Source organism: Virgibacillus chiguensis (genome assembly GCF_900129865.1).
In the GTDB taxonomy this organism is placed as follows: domain Bacteria; phylum Bacillota; class Bacilli; order Bacillales; family Amphibacillaceae; genus Virgibacillus; species Virgibacillus chiguensis.
Genome location: NZ_FQXD01000003.1, coordinates 157,233 through 176,061, shown reverse-complemented (window position 1 = coordinate 176,061; position 18,829 = coordinate 157,233). Strand labels below are relative to the sequence as shown.

Genomic DNA, 18,829 nt, shown 5'->3' with positions numbered 1-18,829 from the left:
AACCCCTTTACTTATAAGGATTTCGAAAAGGACAAAGGCTCGGGGCGCCCGGTTAGCAACGTAGCGAGTGGAACGAAGCGACTGGGATAAAGGAATCATGGTGAGACAGTGTTGACGAACCAATGATGACTTATCGTAGGGCGATTCGTGAAGTCGCCTAGTTGCTGGGTGCTGGATCCGGACATGACTAAATAACTTAGTAAGTTTATCCACAGCTGCAAATTTTATAATTCCCTAGACCACCTAGAAAACCCCCGTTTCATAAAGAAACAGGGGTATGATTTAGTTTCCATTATCCTTCTAATAATAAATCGTAAGGATCTTCTAATAATTGTTTAACACGAACAAGGAATTGTACCGCCTCTTTGCCATCTACAATACGGTGATCATAGGATAGCGCTAAATACATCATTGGACGTACTTCAATACTATCATCTGGCATTACAACGGCACGTTTTTGAATATTATGCATTCCTAAAATTCCTACTTGAGGTGCATTTAGTATTGGTGTGGAAAGCATAGAACCAAATGTTCCACCGTTTGTAATCGTAAATGAACCACCTTGTAAGTCACTCATTTCTAGCTTCTTATCACGCGCTTTCTTACCTAAGTTACCAATTTCTTTTTCCACTCCTGCAAAATCGAGACGATCAGCATCTCGTACTACAGGAACTACTAAACCATCTTCTGTAGATACTGCAATACCAATATCATAGAATTTCTTCATTACTATTTCATTACCTTGAATTTCTGCATTAAGCAATGGAAAATCTTTTAATGCACCAACGACAGCTTTTGTAAAGAAAGACATGAAGCCTAACTTCACACCATGCTTTTCAATAAACTTCTCTTTACGTTCACTACGTAGCTTCATAACATTGGTTAAATCTACTTCATTAAACGTTGTAAGCATAGCAGCTTCTTGTTGTACTTCAACTAGACGTTTAGCAATAGTTTGACGGCGACGGGACATTTTTACTCGTTCAACCGGTTTATCAAACTCTGTTTTCTCAACAGGCTTCTTCTCTTCTTTTTGCTTGCTTGATTTTGCTGTACCTTTCGCAGCATCTTCCACATCTTCTGGACGAATGCGGCCTAATGGGTCGCGTGGGCTCACCTTACTTAGATCAATACCTAGCTCCCTAGCACGCTTTCTAGCAGCTGGTGAAGCGATTACGTCACCACTTGTTTGGGTCTCTTCTCTTACTTCTTCCTCCATGTCTTGTTTTGGAGACGCTTCTGTCTGCTTTTCTTCTTTTGCATCAGCTTGACCTTGAGCAGATTCAGTATTTGCATTTCCTGCTTCTACATTTTCGTCAATTTTTGCAATGATGTCGCCAACTTCTACATCATCGCCTTCGACTTGAATTATTTCAGTAATTACACCAGAATATTCAGAGTTTACTTCCACATTCACTTTATCTGTTTCTAACTCAACAACTGGATCGCCTTTTTCTACTTTATCCCCTTGCTTCACTAACCATTCCGCAATGGTACCTTCTGTAATAGATTCAGCTAGCTCTGGTACTTTTATTTCATTCATTAGAATCTCCTCCTTGTGATGGGGCTATTGCTTCCTGAATAATCTGCTTCTGTTCTGTTTTATGCACATTTGGCTCGCCTACTGCTGGAGACGAACGGTCTGGACGACCAATATAGCGCAACTTCTGCCCGTCTTGTAGCAAATCTCTTAAATAATCGTCAACAAAGTCCCAAGACCCCATGTTTTTCGGCTCTTCTTGGACCCATACAATTTCCTCTAAATTTGGCAACTGCTTTATTTCGCTCGCTAATTGTTCTTTAGGAAACGGATATATTTGTTCTACCCTGAGTGCTCGCAACCAATCAAATTTTTCTTCTGAATGTGCTATTTCTTCTTCAATATCTACCATTATCTTACCACTACCTAGAAGTAAGCGTTTCGCATTTTTCTTGCTTACTTTTAAGTTAGGTTGATCTCGTAACGCTAGGAACTTACCATTTGTAAACTCTTCTGCTGATGAAGCCATTCGCTCATTTCGTATTAAACTACTTTTAGGCGTCATTATGATTAACGGTCTAGCCTCTTCACGATTACGCAATGCAGCTTGACGGCGCATTAAATGGAAAAATTGAGCAGATGAAGTAACATATGCTACAATCCAGTTATTCTCTGCAGCCATTTGTAAAAAGCGTTCCAAGCGAGCACTAGAATGTTCTGGCCCTTGACCTTCATACCCGTGTGGAAGCAACATAACCATATTGGATTTTTCGCCCCACTTCGCCCGAGAAGAAGAAATAAATTGATCAAATACAACTTGAGCCGCATTAGCAAAATCTCCAAATTGCGCTTCCCAAATAACAAGTGTATTTGTTGCTTCAACACTATACCCGTATTCGTACCCTAGCACACCTGCTTCAGACAACGGGCTGTTCCGAATGTCAAAAGAAGCTTTTGCTTCATCTATAATATGCAAGGGACTAACTTTTTCATTTGTTTCCACATCGTGTAACACAAGATGACGATGCGCAAAAGTTCCTCTTTCTGAATCTTGTCCGGTTAGTCGAATTGGGATGCCGTCTCGTAAAATAGAAGCATATGCTAAAGCTTCTCCAGTTCCCCAATCCGCTTTTTCCCCATCATTAAGCGCATGCTCACGTCGTTTTAAAATACGTTCTAGTTTTCTGTTGCTGTTAAAACCTTCAGGTCGTTTCAACATCCCTTTATTTAGGGATTGTAACGTTTCTAAATCAATAGCTGTTTCAAACTGATCCAAACCATTTTTCAAAGCTTTTGGCATTGGTTTTGGTTCGCAATCTCCTGTTTCATTCTCTTTCATATTATTATAAATGTCCCGCAACTTGGACTCTGTATTTTGCTTCATTTCTTCCAATTGTCCATCGTTAATAATCCCTTTTTGTTCCAAGTCATTTGCAAAAACTTGTGAAACGGAAGGGTGATTATCAATTAGACTATACAAATCTGGCTGAGTCATTCTTGGTTCGTCCATTTCATTGTGACCATAGCGGCGATAACCAACTAAATCAATCAGAAAATCTTTATGGAATTTCTGGCGATACTCGTAAGCAATTTGAATAGCTGAAATACACGCAATTGGATCGTCTGCATTCACATGGATAATGGGAATTTCAAAACCTTTTGCGAGATCACTTGCATATCGAGTAGAACGACCATCTTCTTGATCGGTAGTGTATCCGAGTAAATTATTAGCAATAATATGCAAGGAACCACCAGTCGTATAGCCTGGCAATCCACTTAGATTTAAAGTCTCTGCAACCACACCTTCGCCGATAAACGCCGCATCTCCATGAATTAATACAGGGATTGCTTTATTTACATCCTGCTTAGGATAACCTTTTTCATAACGATAATCTTGTGCTGCACGTGCAAAGCCTTTGACAACCGGGTTAACAAATTCTAAATGTGAAGGGTTGTGTGCTAAACGAATCCGTGTCGTTCCCTCTTTCACATCTGGTTCCTTTGTTGCACCGAAATGATATTTCACGTCACCTGTCCAGCCATAATTAATGCCGGTTGAACCTTCAGAAGGTATCAGTTCTTTATTTGGCGAATGGTGAAACTCTGAGAAAATTTTATCATAAGGTTTTCCAAGAATATGTGCTAAAACAGCAAGGCGACCACGATGAGCCATCCCCATCATAATATTCTCTACTTTGTCCGCGCTTGCATTTTTTACAATCTGATCAAGCATAGGGACCATGACTTCTAAGCCTTCAATGGAAAAACGCTTTTGACCAACAAAGGTTTTTTGTAAAAATCCTTCAAAGCCTTCTACTTGAGCAAGTCGGTCAAGCAACTGAATTCTCTCGTCATTTGGTAGATTAAGCCTCGCCTTACCAGTTTCAATTAGATCCATTAACCAATTGCGTTCTTCTTCGTTATTTACATGATCAAATTCAAACGCAATTGTGCCAGAATAATACTTTTTCAATTCTTTTACTACATCTAATCCATTTTTTACATGGCTAGGAGCTTTTTCCCATAACCAAGAAGCTGGAATGCTCATTAAGTCTTCTTGTGTCAATCCATAGCTTTCTGCATCTACTAAGTTAGACGTTCGCTCACTTCTTCCAACTGGATAAATATCTGCCACGAGATGCCCAAAACGTCGAATAGCCTCAACAAGTTTCATTGCTGAGGTAAGTTTCTTCACATCGTCTATGGATGCAGCTTGAGTTTCTGCTACAGTTGAAACACCTGCTTGGGATAACCATTGAGGGGCTCCATGCTCATCGAACATCTTTTTAATGGATGGATCTACTGCCTCTGGATCCGCTTTGTATAAATCATATTGTTCTTCTACATACCCCATGTTAGGACCATGAAATTCTGACCAGAATCGCTCATTGGATTCTTCATATTGTGCCACCTTCTATACCCCCATTAAAAGTTACGTTATCCGTATGAAACGGTATACATTATTCACTGTTCATTATAGAACTGAGTACCTATTACTTCAACTAATATACCCTATTTTGTTAGCGGAAACAACAGCCTGCTCGAACGTTTTATATAATTTAAATTTTCTAATGATTCCTTTAATAAAAGCAATATATTTTTACTATACAAATTTAACCGTTGTTCATTCCATTTATATTTCAAAATTCATTCATTTGCTACCTTCACAAACGTACATTTTATAAACAATGTTAAATGGAGAAAAATATTGTTTACGATACATGTTGTTTCATTTTCACTAATCATTCGTTATAATAGAATCACTAGAAATTATACTGTCTGTAACAAAAGGAGGATGACAAGATGAAATTAGCATTAATATTAGGGGTAGCTATTGTATTTATAACTTCTTGCTTCACTGCGGGGTACGAATCAAAACCAGGTATGCCGAGAAAACAACAAAGGACATAACTTTCCTATTGCAGATTTATAAGAAAGCCTCTACTTGAACATAGGCGCGGGGCGTGCGTCCGTTTAACAACGTAGTGAATGAAGCAAATCAACGAAAGATTTAAGGATTATGCCACTAAAACAAGGGGTATGCCGACTTCGGTCGACATACCCGTTTTTTAGTCGGCCTTGCTCTTAGTAACGAACTGATGATGACTTAGCTTAGGGCGATTCGTGAAGTAAGTCGCCTCGTTACTGGCGATGGATCCGGACGGGGCGTATTCTTTGGTTGCGCCATAGCATCTTTCTTATCTTTGAAGCAAAGGCATAGTAAGCATCTAGTTACTATGCCTTTTGCCAACACATTTAAATTTTTTCCATTTAAAATGCGCTGCACCAAAAGGATAGGAATACAACGTTCAGAGTGATACCTGTAGAGAATAACACGCATCTTTCATTTATGAAGTTGAGGAAGCAATAAAGTACAGCGGAGACAACTACTTTACCTTGCTAGACTTTCTCTAAATTAAAATAGCCCAGGAAAACCTTGTTGCCTTAAAGCTTCGTAAATAATAATCGCCGCAGTGTTGGATAAGTTTAATGACCTCACTTTATCCCCCATGTGAATGCGTAAACAACGGTCTTCTTTCCCTTCTAGTAATTGCTTTGGTATGCCATTTGTTTCCCTACCAAACACAAAGAATAACGGTTCACCCTCGTCACTAAAATCAAAATCGGTATAGTGCTTCGTCCCAAAGTTTTCAATATAATAAAAACTTCCTTTTGGATATGCTTCATATAAAGCTTGAATAGACGGATATTCATGGATATCTACATCATGCCAATAGTCTAACCCTGCCCTACGTAGCATTTTATCATCTGTAGAAAACCCAAGCGGGTGAATTAAATGAAGTGTTGCATTGGTTGCTAAACATGTTCTTGCGATATTGCCAGTGTTAGCTGGAATTTCTGGTTGATATAATACGACATGTAAACTCACTATTCTCTATTCTCCTTACTTCTTCATTCAGTGTTTAGTATAGCATTACTTTTTTCATTGGTGAAGTTATCTGTAAGACGTAGTAACTTTCTTAGAAAAAATTAACTTATAATCAGATCTTATGACGAAAAACACTATCTAAACAAAAATACTCTCTGTTAAATTATTAAAAATGCAGCTTATGTTCATGCTTCAAAAAACGGCAGTGCTAATAAAATATTACTCTAGTTATATTACCTAAAGCTCGGGTACTAGGAAAGTTATTCTATGTGAATACGAAAAAACTTATATTGAATGTCAGGTGTCCATGCTGTTGAATCTTCATACGACCAATAACGGTTACGACTATTATCTGTATGTGCATTGACAAGTGGCATCCCATTTGCATCTTTGGCAACTACAATTGTATTGTGGTCCCATCTCCCATCTCCGGTAAAATCATAACATATAACATCACCTGGTATAAGCTGATTAGCAGTTTTCATTTCTTCCCCTCTTAATCCACTTGTTGCTCCTGCTAAATACCAGCGTAATGAATGTGCAACTGCCCAACTAAAACTCCAATTGGTATCTTGATACCACCATCCCCGCTCGCGAACAGGAGCACCATGCATTGGCGCACCGCCCGCATATAAACATTGTGATACATAGTTCGTACAATCTACCGGAAATTGACGATAGGCAGGATTATAATCATTCCACCAACGTTCTGCATATTGTACCGCAGCCTGACGATTGTATTTACTTCTGCTATTTAAAGAAGAACTATCGCCTTGCTTAAACATTTCCGTCTTAACTAGATCTTCCTGTTTGTAGTCATGGCGACGATGTGCTTGCATGTTACCTTGATGATCTTTCTTAAACAAATAAGGAGTGACAGACTCTTCTAAATATAGTTGCTTTTGCTGCTTAATAAGATATTGGACATGTAGATGATACTGGTGAATATTCTCTTGTTCATAACTTAATTTACTATATACATGCCCATTTCCTTTAATTTGAATAATTTCAGCGCCTCGCTCAGCGAATAATGCTTGCTTCCTTGCCCACCAATCATCTTCATTTCGATCTATTGCAAAAAAATCTTGCCAATATCTTTTAAGTTGTTCCATAAAAAAATCCCCTCCATATGAAAGTATATGGAGGGAAAGCTTGACACATCATCATTTTTTACATGGTAGGTGCTACATTCATGAATGATATACATCTTCAAAAGCAAGTCCTTTTTCCATTTCCACTAGCACCTGTTCATCCTTTTCTTCTTGCATCGCTTCCCTTATAGCTTGGAAAGCTTCTTTTGTGCCAATTTTCCCTAAAGACCAAGCTGCAGTTCCACGTATAACAGGTCGGGGGTCATTTTTCATCACTGTTATCATGTCTGCTACAGCCGTTTTGTCCTTATAGTGTCCTAAAGCAATAAGTGAATTACGCTGAATTGGCTTTTTACCGCGCCACGAACCTGAAATATGGCCGAATGTCTGTTTAAATTCACGGTTGGATAGTTTTAACATGGGAATTAACTTTGGCTTAGCGACTTCATGCTCTGGCTCAAATTCACGATGATGATGAAAGTCTATCTTTAAATTTTTTGGGCAAACCATCTGACATGTGTCACAGCCGTATACACGATTACCAATTTTCGAACGAAATTCATCTGGTAAAAAATCTTTTGTTTGCGTTAAAAAGGCGATACATCGCTTGGCATTTAGCTGTCCACCTTGCACAATTGCTCCTGTAGGACAAGCATCTATACATTTCGTACAAGATCCGCAGCTATCATCAACAGGCTCATCTGGCGTAAACGGAACATTTGTTATGAGTTCTCCTAAATAAACAAATGAACCAAACTCTGGAGTTATAATGGAGGTGTTTTTCCCACTAAAACCAATACCTGCCCGTTCTGCAACAGCCCGATCAGATAGTTCACCCGTGTCCACCATCACTTTGTTTTTTCCATCTGGGACTCTTTCTTGAATGAAGGACGCAAGCTTTTCTAATCGTTCTCGCATGACAATGTGATAATCAACGCCCCAAGAAGCTCTAGCAAATAATCCCCGTCGTTCTTCCTTTGTACTTCTTGGTGCACCTTTCATGCGGGAGGGATACGCTAAAGCAATGGAAATAATTGATTTTGCTTCTGGTAATAATCGCATAGGCTCCGTTCTTTCGTCTATGGACCCTTTTTCGAAGCCGGACTGATAATCCAATTCTTGCTGTCTGCGCAGCCTCTCTTTTAATTCGGTAAACACATCAGCTGAGGCGAAACCAATTTTATCAATCCCAATTTGTTTACTGTATGCAATTATTTCCTGCTTTAGTTGATCTGTGTCCATGTCATCTCCTCCTAATGCTGCTTTACAACAGCTGTACGCATACGATTAACCACTGCTGCAATTTCAAACTTACGTGGCCTTGCTAAATCTCCTGGATGCTGATTCGAGTACGGGGTAAAGGAAGCAAGGCCGCGTTTATTCATTTGTTCTTCTACCTCAGCTAACAGCTGGGGTAGCGTTTGATTGGCTAGCTTATTCTGGCGATCTAAGTATTGGAGAATTTCTGCAATCATTCTTGTTTGTGAAGCATCTACCAACTGCTCCACCTCAGAAAAAGTAATATCGGTTGTTCCCATTAAAATATGATTCAACCCTTTAGCTTGAACTTTTGAACGCTTGCCTTTTCTCGTCTGTAAAGTCTGTTGTTGAAAATAGCGCTGCTCTCTTATTTGAATTGGGACATCCAATTTTTCGTTTCTTTCTAACGGATAGTTTTCTATAATTACTTTCGCTTCCTTTGTAGCATTATCAGGAATGTAATTTTCTAAACGAATTACTGTATCCGCATGTGCAAAATAATCTCCCGATCCGCCCATAACAATAATCGTCGATACGGCTAATTCATCGCGGATCTGCTGAATCTTATCAATAAATGGGGTGATTGGCTCTTTGTCAGCATCAACAAGTAACTGCATACGATGATCACGAATCATAAAGTTGGTCGCGCTCGTATCCTCATCAATAAGTAATGTAGTCGCCCCCGCTTCTAACGCTTCCATGACATTTGCAGCTTGGGAAGTACTTCCACTTGCATTATCCGTTGAGAAAAATGTCGTATCTTGACAATAAGGCAAGTTGTTAATAAATGGGGAAATGTCTACACCGGTTACTTTTCGACCATCTTCAGCTCGAATTTTTACCGCAGCAGGGTCTGTTAATACATACTCTCTACCGTCTCCTTGTACATGATTATAAACACCACGTTCAATGGCTTGTAATAATGTACTTTTCCCATGGTAGCCACCACCAACAATTAACGTAATACCTTGTTTAATTGCCATACCTTTTATTGGCTCTTTGGCATGTGGAATGTCGATAGTGACCTCATTTTCAGGGGGACTTTGAAAAGGTATCGCTCGTTTTAATGGACGATTACTAATACCGCTTTCTCTTGGCAATGTAGAACCATTCGCCAAAAAAGCTACCCAGCCATTTTGTTTCATTTTTTGACGAATTGCCTCTTGCTGATCTGCAAGTTGTATAGACTGGTTCACTGTTTCATCCTTCATAGCAAAAACAGATCGTTCCATAATAGACGGTAACACTTGTGTAAATAGCTTTTCTGCTTCTTTTCCATTAATCTTTCTTCCATTAGCAGGTAAACCAATTGAAATACAGATCGTTATGGATGTAGCATTTATTTGCACAGCCGTCCGCTCTAATTTTTCTTGTCCTGGACGATCAAATAAGATCAACCCGCTTTTGCCAGATCCTTTGATAAACGTAGATTGTTTAGCGGCTGCTTTTCCTATCCACCGTGCAAATACGTCCTCTGCGGCAACTTTTCTTGAATAGGTTTGCAGCCAAGCTGATCGGATGGGCCGTTCATTACTAGGGATAATAATGCGTATTTTAGAAGGTGAAGCAAACGGGTCACCTTGTACGTAATCAACCGCTAATTGATAATGATTTGCTTGATAATGGCCTTGAATACGCTTAAACCCTTTATAACCCTTTCCGTCCAATTCTCTTAAAAGCTGTATTAAGTTATGCATACATACACCTCCGATTATACATCATACAGTTTCATCATTTTCTACCGTTAGATTTTACATGTTCCCACGCTATAAGTAAAACAAACATCTACTTGCTGGTTGACAATAAATCACATTAAAAACCTTGGTTTATTGCATAGTTTCTTTTAACTTTATCATAGATGAATCGTTCGCTTGAAAGAAACACCATCGTTTCTTATCGTACAACGTAAAAAACGCAATACTTCGTACCCTTACTAATACGAAATACTGCGTTAAGACATATGTATGGAGCGGATGAAGGGAATCGAACCCTCGTCATCAGCTTGGAAGGCTGAGGTTTTACCATTAAACTACACCCGCATCAAAAAATGTGTTTTTTTGACTGCAAAAATAATTATAGCAATTACTTTGCTATAAATCAAGGGGGAAATTCACTTTTTTCGACAAAAAGTTTACAAATTATTTACATTAGCTTTATAAAACAATCTTATTCCACTTTTGTTACAATCTTTTAGTATTACAATGATAGCTTTATGTAGTTAGGTGATTTGTATATTTACAATTTAGGGAAGAAGTTATAGAATAGTCATAAGATTTAGGGAGGAGAGAAAGTATGACTGTATATCCAATCGTCATAGCACAGCAAAATTTCACCCACCAAGATAGCTTGCATTACCCGTTTGAGGAACGTGGGTTGCAATTTGGTGATGGTATTTATGAGGTCATTCGAATTTATAAAGGGAACTACTACCTTTTAAAAGAACATATGGATCGTTTATTTCGTTCAGCGGAAGCGATTAAAATTGATCTAAATATAACGAAAGAAGAACTCACTCGTCTGTTACTCAAATTATTAGAAAAGAATAAAATGACTACGGATGGAAAAGTATATTTACAGGCAACTAGGGGGTCAGCACCTCGAGATCACGTTTTCCCAGTAGATACGCCTGCAAATTTATATGCTTATGTCCAAGATTTACCACGTCCTAGCGAAAAATTAAAGAATGGGATTTGCACGATTACAACCCCAGATGTTCGTTGGGAAAATTGTTACATTAAAAGTTTGAATTTGCTTCCGAACGTTCTTGCTAAACAAGAAGCAAAGGAAAATAATTGCTATGAAGCTATCTTACACAGAGGGGAACTTGTTACCGAATGTAGTTCATCCAACATTTACATAGTTAAAAATGGAGAAATTTACACGCATCCAACAACAAATCGCATCTTACACGGTTGTGTACGTATGCGTGTTGAAAAATTTGCTAACGACCTTTCCATACCGTTTCATGAGCAAGCTTTTTATAAAGAAGCTATTTTTCAGGCAGATGAAGTTTTCCTATCCAGTAGCACATCGGAAGTAATGCCTGTCGTTCGAGTAGATAATCAGCACATTCAAGATGGGAAACCTGGAGCAATCACGCGGAAACTACAAAAAGCCTATGAATTAGATGCTTCTATTACAGAAAATAATATTACGCAAGCTTAATATATTATCATGCGAAGTCGTTCAAGGCTTCGTTTTTTTCTAACATTCTCAGCTAAACTGCTCGGTTTTAATCTCACTAGAAGGGAGGCTTTATTTTGAAAAAAATCATGATTATTGGAAGCCCTGGTTCAGGAAAATCAACTTTAGCTAGACATTTAAGCGAATTATTGCATATCCCCGCTTATCATATGGACTCCATTTTTTGGCAACCTGGCTGGGTGCCGATAAAACGAAAAAAACTTGTTGAGGAAACCAAAAAGCTAATGGAAAAAGACACGTGGATTATTGACGGTAATTACAGTGCAACGATGGATATACGTTTGAAAGAAGCTGACACGATTATCTTTTTACATTTTTCCACCATGCGTTGCTTGTATGGAATTACGAAACGGCGCCTCCAGTATCATAAACAAACACGCCCTGACTTAGCTGCAGGCTGTCCCGAAAAACTGGATTGGGAATTCTTTCAATGGGTTCGCAAATTTAATAAGCGGAAAGCTCCGCACATCTACGAACTTCTAACGAACTATCCAGACAAACAGCAGATTATTTTCAAAAATAGATCCCAGTTACAAAAATTTCTTCAAGATAGTAGCTAAGATCCCTAAAACACGAACCATTATAATTTCTAATGAAAAATCTAAATTATTTTTCATTAGCTAATTGATTCGGGAATCGAAATAGTTTAAACTATGGTTACATATTCGTAAAGGAGTGTTTTTCATGCATGATAAACGAGCATTGCAAACAGAAGATATCTTACAACTGAACGTTGTCAGTGACCCACAATTCACACCAGATGGTCAAGCTTTCACATACACTCTCACTACTATTCATGAACAAAATGAGTACGAATCACAGTTGATGTATCAAAATTTAAAGGAAAAACAGACTACTCCTTGGACCTTTCACTCATCCAAAAATAGTAAACTACGACTTTCCCCTGACGGAAAACGAGCTGTCTTTCAATCTACTAGAAGTGGACGTCCGCAATTGTGGTTACTCCACACAGATGGAGGAGAAGCAAAACAGTTAACAACTTTCCGCTATGGCGCTATGGATCCCATGTGGTCAAAAGATAGCCAACATATTTTCTTTACCGCCCCCCTCGAACACGATGATGATATACATAATCAAACAGAGCCTTCGAAAGAGGAAGAAAAGAAGGAAAAAGAAGCAAAGAAAAAACAGCCATTCATGATCAACCGTTTAAAATACAAATCAGATGCACGAGGGTTTCATGATGATACACGCTCACAGATCATTAGACTGACAATAGATAATTCTTCCTTACTGCAAATAACAGACGGTGATGCCGACTATCGTTTGCAAGATATCTCACCTGATAGCACAACGCTTTTATACACGGCTAATCTAAATGATCATGCAGATTATGAGTTAAATAATGACCTCTACTGTTTCCAAATGTTCACCAAAGAAACAACCAAACTTACAGATGGGAAAGGGATTTATCACAATGCTCGTTTTTCCCCTGATGGTAGTAAAATTGCCTGTTTCGGACATGAGTTTGCGTATAAAGGCGCTTCCCTTACTGAACTTTATTTGTTTGACATAAAAACAAAAGAAAAAAGTTGCCTAAGTTCTGATTGGGATATAGAGATTGGTGATGCAATGATTGGCGATACACGCCTTGGTGAATCCGAAATTGGCCCTGTTTGGAATGAAGATAGTTCAAAGATTTTCTTTATTGTAACAAATCAAGGTGCTACGGAATTACATGCTGCATCAATTTATGGAAAAAAAGAGGAAATATATAAGGATAATAACCATATTTTCGGTTTTGCTTATAACAAACACTGTCAGTGCTTCATCCTCGGCATAAGCAGCCCAACTAATCCAGGTGAATTTTATTTATTGCATGACAATGGTTCTTTAGAAGCCCTTACAGACCATAACTGTGCCTTCTTAAAAGAAATAGCGCTTCAAGAACCTGAGGAATTGTCTATTCAAACAGAAGATAATTGGCAAGTTCAAGGTTGGGTTTTACGTCCTTATGCGTTTATAGAAGGAAAGAAATATCCTACCATACTAGAAATACATGGTGGTCCTCACGCCATGTATGGGCAGGCATTTTTCTTTGAAATGCAGCTCTTAGCCGCAAAAGGCTATGTCGTCTTATATACGAACCCCCGTGGAAGTCATGGATACGGACAATCATTTGTTAACGCATGTAGAGGCGATTATGGTGGGGGCGATTATCGTGACGTGATGACAGCTGTAGATGACGCCATTGAAAAGTTTAGCTTTATTGATACAGAGCGCCTCGGCGTAACAGGAGGAAGTTATGGTGGTTTCATGACAAATTGGATTGTGGGGCATACCAATCGTTTTAAAGCGGCTGTGACACAACGTTCTATATCAAATTGGCTCAGTTTTTATGGTGTAAGTGATATTGGATTTTTCTTTACAGAATGGGAGCATGGAGTAAACCTATTAGATGATCCAACAAAGCTATGGGAATTCTCCCCATTAAAATACGCTGCAAATATTGAAACACCACTCCTCATTCTTCATGGTGAATTAGACTACCGTTGTCCCATTGAGCAAGGGGAACAACTATTTATTACATTAAAGCATCTAAAAAAAGAAGTAGAATTCATTCGCTTCCCTAACGCAAATCACGAGCTTAGCAGAAGCGGTGATCCAAACATGCGCATGGAGCGGTTGCAACATATGCTGAGATGGTTTGACACATATCTTTAGATGGACTCGAGAGCTGATAAGTACCATTCAGCTCTCGATTATTTGGTGATCTTTTACTAACAAGGCCTGATAATCTTGTAATGCTAATATTTCTAGCCCGCTATAATTACTTGTGTTTTTTATCACAATAGCTGCAAATGTTTCTATGCTCGTAAAACAAGGAATTTGGTTTCGTACTGCCCATTCCCGAAGGTTGAAGCCAAAGCTACGATTATTTCTTCCTTGTTCTGGCAAATTTAACACCATATCAGGTCGATTGTTTTCCAAAATAATGGCGAGATCATCTTTGTGATGAATCACTTTCGTAATCAAAATACCATTTTCTTGCAAAAATTGAGCCGTTCCTTTTGTTGCAATCAATGACATGCCCATCTTACTAGCAGCTTGAATCGTTTGCAGACTAGATGATTTCATACGATCTGCAATAGATACGACCAGCGTAAGGCCTTTGCCTTCTTTTACTTCACCAAGAATCGAAATAGCGATTTTGGCAAAAACTTCCTCTTGACGACGCGATATAGCCATAATTTCTCCTGTTGATTTCATTTCAGGTCCTAATACAGCGTCCACTCCCTTTAACTTTCCTGTAGAAAAAACAGGTGCCTTCATTATATGAAATGACGGTTCAAGACATAGATTGCTTTTCGTCGTAATATCTTTTAAAGCAGCTCCAAGTTGTACTTGAACTGCCCATTTCACCATTGGTATATTTGTTATCTTACTTATGATTGGAACTGTTCTTGATGCTCTAGGGTTCACCTCCAACACATACACTTCACCATCTTGTAAGATAAACTGAATATTCATCATCCCAATATTCGGTACCGTTTGAGCAATTTTTTTAGCTATTGCGTTGATTTTTTGCTTTTCTACATCTATCAATGTAAGCGGAGGACAAACAGCTAAACTATCACCGGAGTGCACACCAGCCTTTTCAATATGCTCAAAAATAGCAGGGATAAGAATGTCTTCCCCATCGCTTATAACATCCACTTCACATTCTTTTCCAGGCAAATATGCATCAATGAGCAGTGGCCAACAGTGATCATTTGTGTCCTCTTGAATACGTGATACATACACGTTAAGTTCTTCCTGATTATAAGCTATAAACATGGACTGTCCTCCAATGACATAAGAAGGACGAATTAACACAGGAAACCCTAATTGTTCCTCTGCACCGCTTAATTGCGCGAGATTGTAGGCCATAAATCCATTCATGTGTGGAATGGAACATGCATCTAACATGTCATAAAATAGCTCTCGCTCTTCCATTTGATCAATATGTTGTGGACTAGTTCCTAATATACGTATTCCTTCCTCGTCCAATTCTGTCGCCAAATTCACCGCTGTTTGACCACCAAATTGAATCAACACTCCATATACTTTTTCTTTAACAATAATATGCAAAATATCTTCAAGTACTAAAGGTTCAAAATAGAGTTTATCCGCAACAGCGTAATCCGTACTTACCGTTTCTGGATTATTATTGATGACAATGGCTTCGCACCCAAGTTGCTTCACTGCTAAAGCAGCATGAACGGAACAATAATCGAACTCAACTCCTTGCCCTATCCGAATTGGTCCTGATCCTACAATTACTATTTTCTTCCTCCCTTGACTTACTTTCACTTCATCTTTTCCGTGCCAAGTAGAATAATAATAAGGGGATGTAGCAGTGAATTCTCCTGCACAAGTATCTACTAATTTATAAGCAGGCTGCATATGTAACCGTTTATATTTATTTCTTATTTCATATGGCTTCACACCAATTAACTTAGCAATCTGGTGATCACTTATATTGAATCGCTTTGCTTGCATGAGTAAATCTTTTGGAATCTCGTCCAAACGATAGGTTGTTAATTCTTTTTCTAAAGCAATTATTCGTTTTATTTTATTTAAAAACCAAAGATCTATTTGCGTTAGCTCATGGAGGTCATCCATAGACCAGTTGCGATATATTGCTTCAGCAATTGCAAATAAACGCAAATCAGTCGCCTCTGTAATTTGTTGATGCAAAATCGCATCTGTTACATTGCTTAGTTTAGGCGAAAACAAGCTATATATACCCACCTCCAATGAACGGACCGCTTTATTTAGGGCTCCTTCAAATGTCCGGTCAATTGCCATAACTTCACCAGTCGCTTTCATTTGCGTCCCCAGTATGTGATCTGCTTCGGTAAACTTATCAAAAGGAAAGCGTGGTAATTTAACAACGACATAATCTAATGCAGGTTCAAATGCCGCTGAAGTTGTACCCGTAACCGGATTGATAATTTCATCTAAATGATATCCAATGGCACATTTCGTAGCTACACATGCTATTGGATAACCTGTTGCTTTGGAGGCAAGTGCCGACGACCTACTTACTCTTGGATTCACTTCAATAATGCAATAGGTATTCGAATTAGGATCTAAAGCAAACTGAATATTACAGCCTCCTATTACATCAAGTGCGCGGATTACTTTTAATGAAGCCGAACGTAACATCTGATACTGCTGATCCGTTAATGTTTGTGAAGGAGCAACTACCGTCGAATCACCTGTATGCACACCAACAGGATCTATATTCTCCATATTACAAACAATGACACATGTATCATTTGCATCACGCACTACTTCATACTCTATTTCTTTCCAACCTTTAATGCTTTTCTCGACAAGGACTTGATGAATGGGGCTAAGCGCAAGAGCTGTGTGTAATTTTTCTACAAGTTCTGTTTCATTATAAGCAAACCCTCCTCCTTCTCCACCAAGCGTATATGCAGGCCTTAATATAACAGGAAAGCCAATTTCTTCAGCAAAAAGAATTCCTTCCTTTACATTTTCCACTACTTTTGACTGAGAAACGGGCTCATTTATATGAAGCATTAACTGACGAAATGCCTCTCTGCTTTCCCCTTTTTGAATCGATGCTACACTCGTTCCAAGCACTTTTACATTGTATTTATCCAAAATACCTTGATTATGCAACGCGATCGTTACATTTAGTCCAGTTTGCCCTCCAAGCGTGCCAATGAACCCATCTGGGTTTTCCTTCGCTATAATTTTCTCCACATTTTCTACCGTAATGTCCTCCATATAAACACGATCTGCAATTTCTTTATCTGTCATTATCGTTGCTGGGTTATTATTTACTAAAACAACTATTATTCCTTCTTCTTGCAGTGCTAAGCACGCTTGCGTACCAGCATAATCAAATTCTGCTGCTTGACCGATGACAATTGGACCGGAACCTACTACGAGCACTTTTCTTAAACTTTTTCCCATAAGTATTCTTCCTTTAACTGTTTGACCTGTTGAACAAAATCCGTCAGAATGTATGTCGTATCTCTTGGACCTGGATGAGCTTCTGGATGAAATTGCACCGTCGTAATTGGCAATTGCTTATGTTTCATCCCTTCGACAGAATTGTCATGAACATGTTCGAAAGTAAGTTGAAAAATAGATTCGTTCACACTTTCTCTATTTACTACATAACCATGATTTTGCGCAGTTATATTTATTTTTCCTGTTTGTAAATCTTTTACTGGATGATTTGCTCCCCTATGTCCAAATAGCAATTTTTCTGTTTTCGCACCATATGCTAGGGCAATAAGTTGGTGCCCTAAACAAATTCCCAGTGTTGGAAAGGATTCAGCAACTGATCTAATTTTCGGAAAATAAATTTGTAGCTCACTAGGATTCCCTGGACCATTACTAATCACAATGCCATCTGGGTTTAGTGCTTCAATTGCTTCCATATCATAATGATAGGGTACAATTGTTACTTTACATCCTTCATTCACAAGGAAATGTACCATCGATTTTTTAAAACCAAAATCAATGATGACTATATGACAACTACCTGCACCTGTTTGTACCATCGATGTTACAGCTACTTGTCGAACGAGCTTTTTTGCATCCGGCAAAATAAATTCATGTTTATAGTCTGGAAAAGGTTTCTCTAACACCAGCTTCCCTTTTATCGTTCCATGTTTCCTAATAGCAACAACTAGCGACCTCGTATCCACATTTTTCAATCCTGGAATACAATGTTTCTTTAATATATCCGTTACCGTTGCCTGCGATTGAAAATGGTTTGGTTCTTCACAAAGGTCATTCATAATAACACCTGCTACTTGAAGGAAATCGCTTTCTGAATCTTCGTGATTTATTCCATAAGTCCCAATGATAGGGTAGGTTAGTGTAATCATTTGCCCAGCATAAGATGGGTCTGTTAACATTTCCTGATAACCTGTCATACTCGTATTAAACACGACCTCACCTACACACTCTCCTCTATACCCTATCCATTCTCCAGAAAATACCTCCCCAGTTTCTAAAACGAGCTGTCCCTTTGTCATATTATTCATTCACCTCTTAGATTAAATTCTAATTATTCCATATTATAGAGGTACTATTTGGTTAATTCAAGTATATTTATAAAATTTTATTTATAATTATGCAAAAAAGGGTTACCGTTATCCTTAATATAGAACATGGCCTTTTTGAAAAACTTTGCTTTCCGGCAAATCTTATGGCGAAACTTGTGGTTATTCTTATACTAAACCTTATAATTTCACCCCAGATATAAGGTGCTGTCGTCTTCCACTTTAAAAATTCAAAAATGGAAGCTGACCAAGTCTACTTGGGAGCGTACAGCACCTTCATCCATTTTTCGTATGAACCAACTCGCGTGGAATAAAAGCAGGTCCCTGCCGTATAAAAGATTCATTTTAT

Annotated in this window: 11 protein-coding genes and 1 tRNA gene; 3 read left to right on the top strand and 9 right to left on the bottom strand. The window is 38.5% G+C overall.

The annotated features are described in order from the left end of the window. Nucleotides 1–292: 292 nt before the first annotated feature. From odhB to BUB45_RS05140, 7 genes are all read right to left on the bottom strand, one after another. Nucleotides 293–1,543: a 2-oxoglutarate dehydrogenase complex dihydrolipoyllysine-residue succinyltransferase gene (gene odhB / locus BUB45_RS05170; RefSeq protein WP_073005990.1), complete on the bottom strand. Its 1,251-nt coding sequence runs from the start codon at nucleotides 1,541–1,543 to the stop codon at nucleotides 293–295. Next, the gene (locus BUB45_RS05165) at nucleotides 1,536–4,391 is read right to left on the bottom strand and encodes a 2-oxoglutarate dehydrogenase E1 component (RefSeq protein WP_073005988.1); all 2,856 of its coding nucleotides are present in this window, start codon (nucleotides 4,389–4,391) and stop codon (nucleotides 1,536–1,538) included. The genes odhB and BUB45_RS05165 overlap by 8 nt, the downstream gene beginning before the upstream one ends. Before the next feature lie 1,005 nt (nucleotides 4,392–5,396). Beyond that, on the bottom strand, nucleotides 5,397–5,870 hold the full coding sequence (trmL, locus tag BUB45_RS05160; RefSeq protein ID WP_073005986.1) for a tRNA (uridine(34)/cytosine(34)/5-carboxymethylaminomethyluridine(34)-2'-O)-methyltransferase TrmL: 474 nt from the start codon (nucleotides 5,868–5,870) through the stop codon (nucleotides 5,397–5,399). Between the two features lie 260 nt (nucleotides 5,871–6,130). Beyond that, nucleotides 6,131–6,982 carry an amidase domain-containing protein gene (locus BUB45_RS05155; RefSeq protein WP_073005984.1) on the bottom strand — a complete coding sequence of 284 codons (852 nt, stop codon included), beginning with the start codon at nucleotides 6,980–6,982 and terminating at the stop codon, nucleotides 6,131–6,133. A 78-nt stretch (nucleotides 6,983–7,060) separates the two neighbouring features. Continuing rightward, nucleotides 7,061–8,203, bottom strand: coding sequence for a tRNA epoxyqueuosine(34) reductase QueG (gene queG / locus BUB45_RS05150; protein WP_073005983.1), 1,143 nt, complete (start codon nucleotides 8,201–8,203; stop codon nucleotides 7,061–7,063). 11 nt (nucleotides 8,204–8,214) lie between these two features. Then, nucleotides 8,215–9,918 carry an ABC-ATPase domain-containing protein gene (locus BUB45_RS05145; protein WP_073005981.1) on the bottom strand — a complete coding sequence of 568 codons (1,704 nt, stop codon included), beginning with the start codon at nucleotides 9,916–9,918 and terminating at the stop codon, nucleotides 8,215–8,217. A 268-nt stretch (nucleotides 9,919–10,186) separates the two neighbouring features. Further along, a tRNA-Gly gene (locus tag BUB45_RS05140) sits at nucleotides 10,187–10,260 on the bottom strand. Nucleotides 10,261–10,513: 253 nt separating this feature from the next. Here BUB45_RS05140 and dat point away from each other — a divergent pair. The 3 genes from dat (at nucleotide 10,514) to BUB45_RS05125 (ending at nucleotide 14,110) form a co-directional block, all read left to right on the top strand. Continuing rightward, nucleotides 10,514–11,386: a D-amino-acid transaminase gene (dat, locus tag BUB45_RS05135; RefSeq protein ID WP_073005979.1), complete on the top strand. Its 873-nt coding sequence runs from the start codon at nucleotides 10,514–10,516 to the stop codon at nucleotides 11,384–11,386. A gap of 95 nt (nucleotides 11,387–11,481) precedes the next feature. Further along, nucleotides 11,482–11,985 (top strand): DNA topology modulation protein, encoded by a 504-nt coding sequence (locus tag BUB45_RS05130; protein WP_073005977.1) that lies wholly within the window; start codon nucleotides 11,482–11,484, stop codon nucleotides 11,983–11,985. A 124-nt stretch (nucleotides 11,986–12,109) separates the two neighbouring features. Further along, nucleotides 12,110–14,110 carry a S9 family peptidase gene (locus BUB45_RS05125; RefSeq protein WP_073005976.1) on the top strand — a complete coding sequence of 667 codons (2,001 nt, stop codon included), beginning with the start codon at nucleotides 12,110–12,112 and terminating at the stop codon, nucleotides 14,108–14,110. A gap of 27 nt (nucleotides 14,111–14,137) precedes the next feature. On the opposite strand, the gene carB is transcribed toward BUB45_RS05125, so the two are convergent. After that, nucleotides 14,138–17,383, bottom strand: a complete 3,246-nt coding sequence (carB, locus tag BUB45_RS05120) for a carbamoyl-phosphate synthase (glutamine-hydrolyzing) large subunit (protein ID WP_170861715.1) — start codon at nucleotides 17,381–17,383, stop codon at nucleotides 14,138–14,140. After that, the gene (locus BUB45_RS05115; protein WP_073005972.1) at nucleotides 17,362–18,453 is read right to left on the bottom strand and encodes a carbamoyl phosphate synthase small subunit; all 1,092 of its coding nucleotides are present in this window, start codon (nucleotides 18,451–18,453) and stop codon (nucleotides 17,362–17,364) included. The genes carB and BUB45_RS05115 overlap by 22 nt, the downstream gene beginning before the upstream one ends. Between the last annotated feature and the right edge of the window lie 376 nt (nucleotides 18,454–18,829).

What these genes read in the sequence shown, in the direction of transcription:
- odhB (WP_073005990.1), bottom strand. Translation starts at nt 1,543, where the DNA reads ATGAATGAAATAAAAGTACCAGAGCTAGCTGAATCTATTACAGAAGGT.
- BUB45_RS05155 (WP_073005984.1), bottom strand. Translation starts at nt 6,982, where the DNA reads ATGGAACAACTTAAAAGATATTGGCAAGATTTTTTTGCAATAGATCGA.
- queG (WP_073005983.1), bottom strand. Translation starts at nt 8,203, where the DNA reads ATGGACACAGATCAACTAAAGCAGGAAATAATTGCATACAGTAAACAA.
- BUB45_RS05145 (WP_073005981.1), bottom strand. Translation starts at nt 9,918, where the DNA reads ATGCATAACTTAATACAGCTTTTAAGAGAATTGGACGGAAAGGGTTAT.
- dat (WP_073005979.1), top strand. Translation starts at nt 10,514, where the DNA reads ATGACTGTATATCCAATCGTCATAGCACAGCAAAATTTCACCCACCAA.
- BUB45_RS05125 (WP_073005976.1), top strand. Translation starts at nt 12,110, where the DNA reads ATGCATGATAAACGAGCATTGCAAACAGAAGATATCTTACAACTGAAC.
- BUB45_RS05115 (WP_073005972.1), bottom strand. Translation starts at nt 18,453, where the DNA reads ATGACAAAGGGACAGCTCGTTTTAGAAACTGGGGAGGTATTTTCTGGA.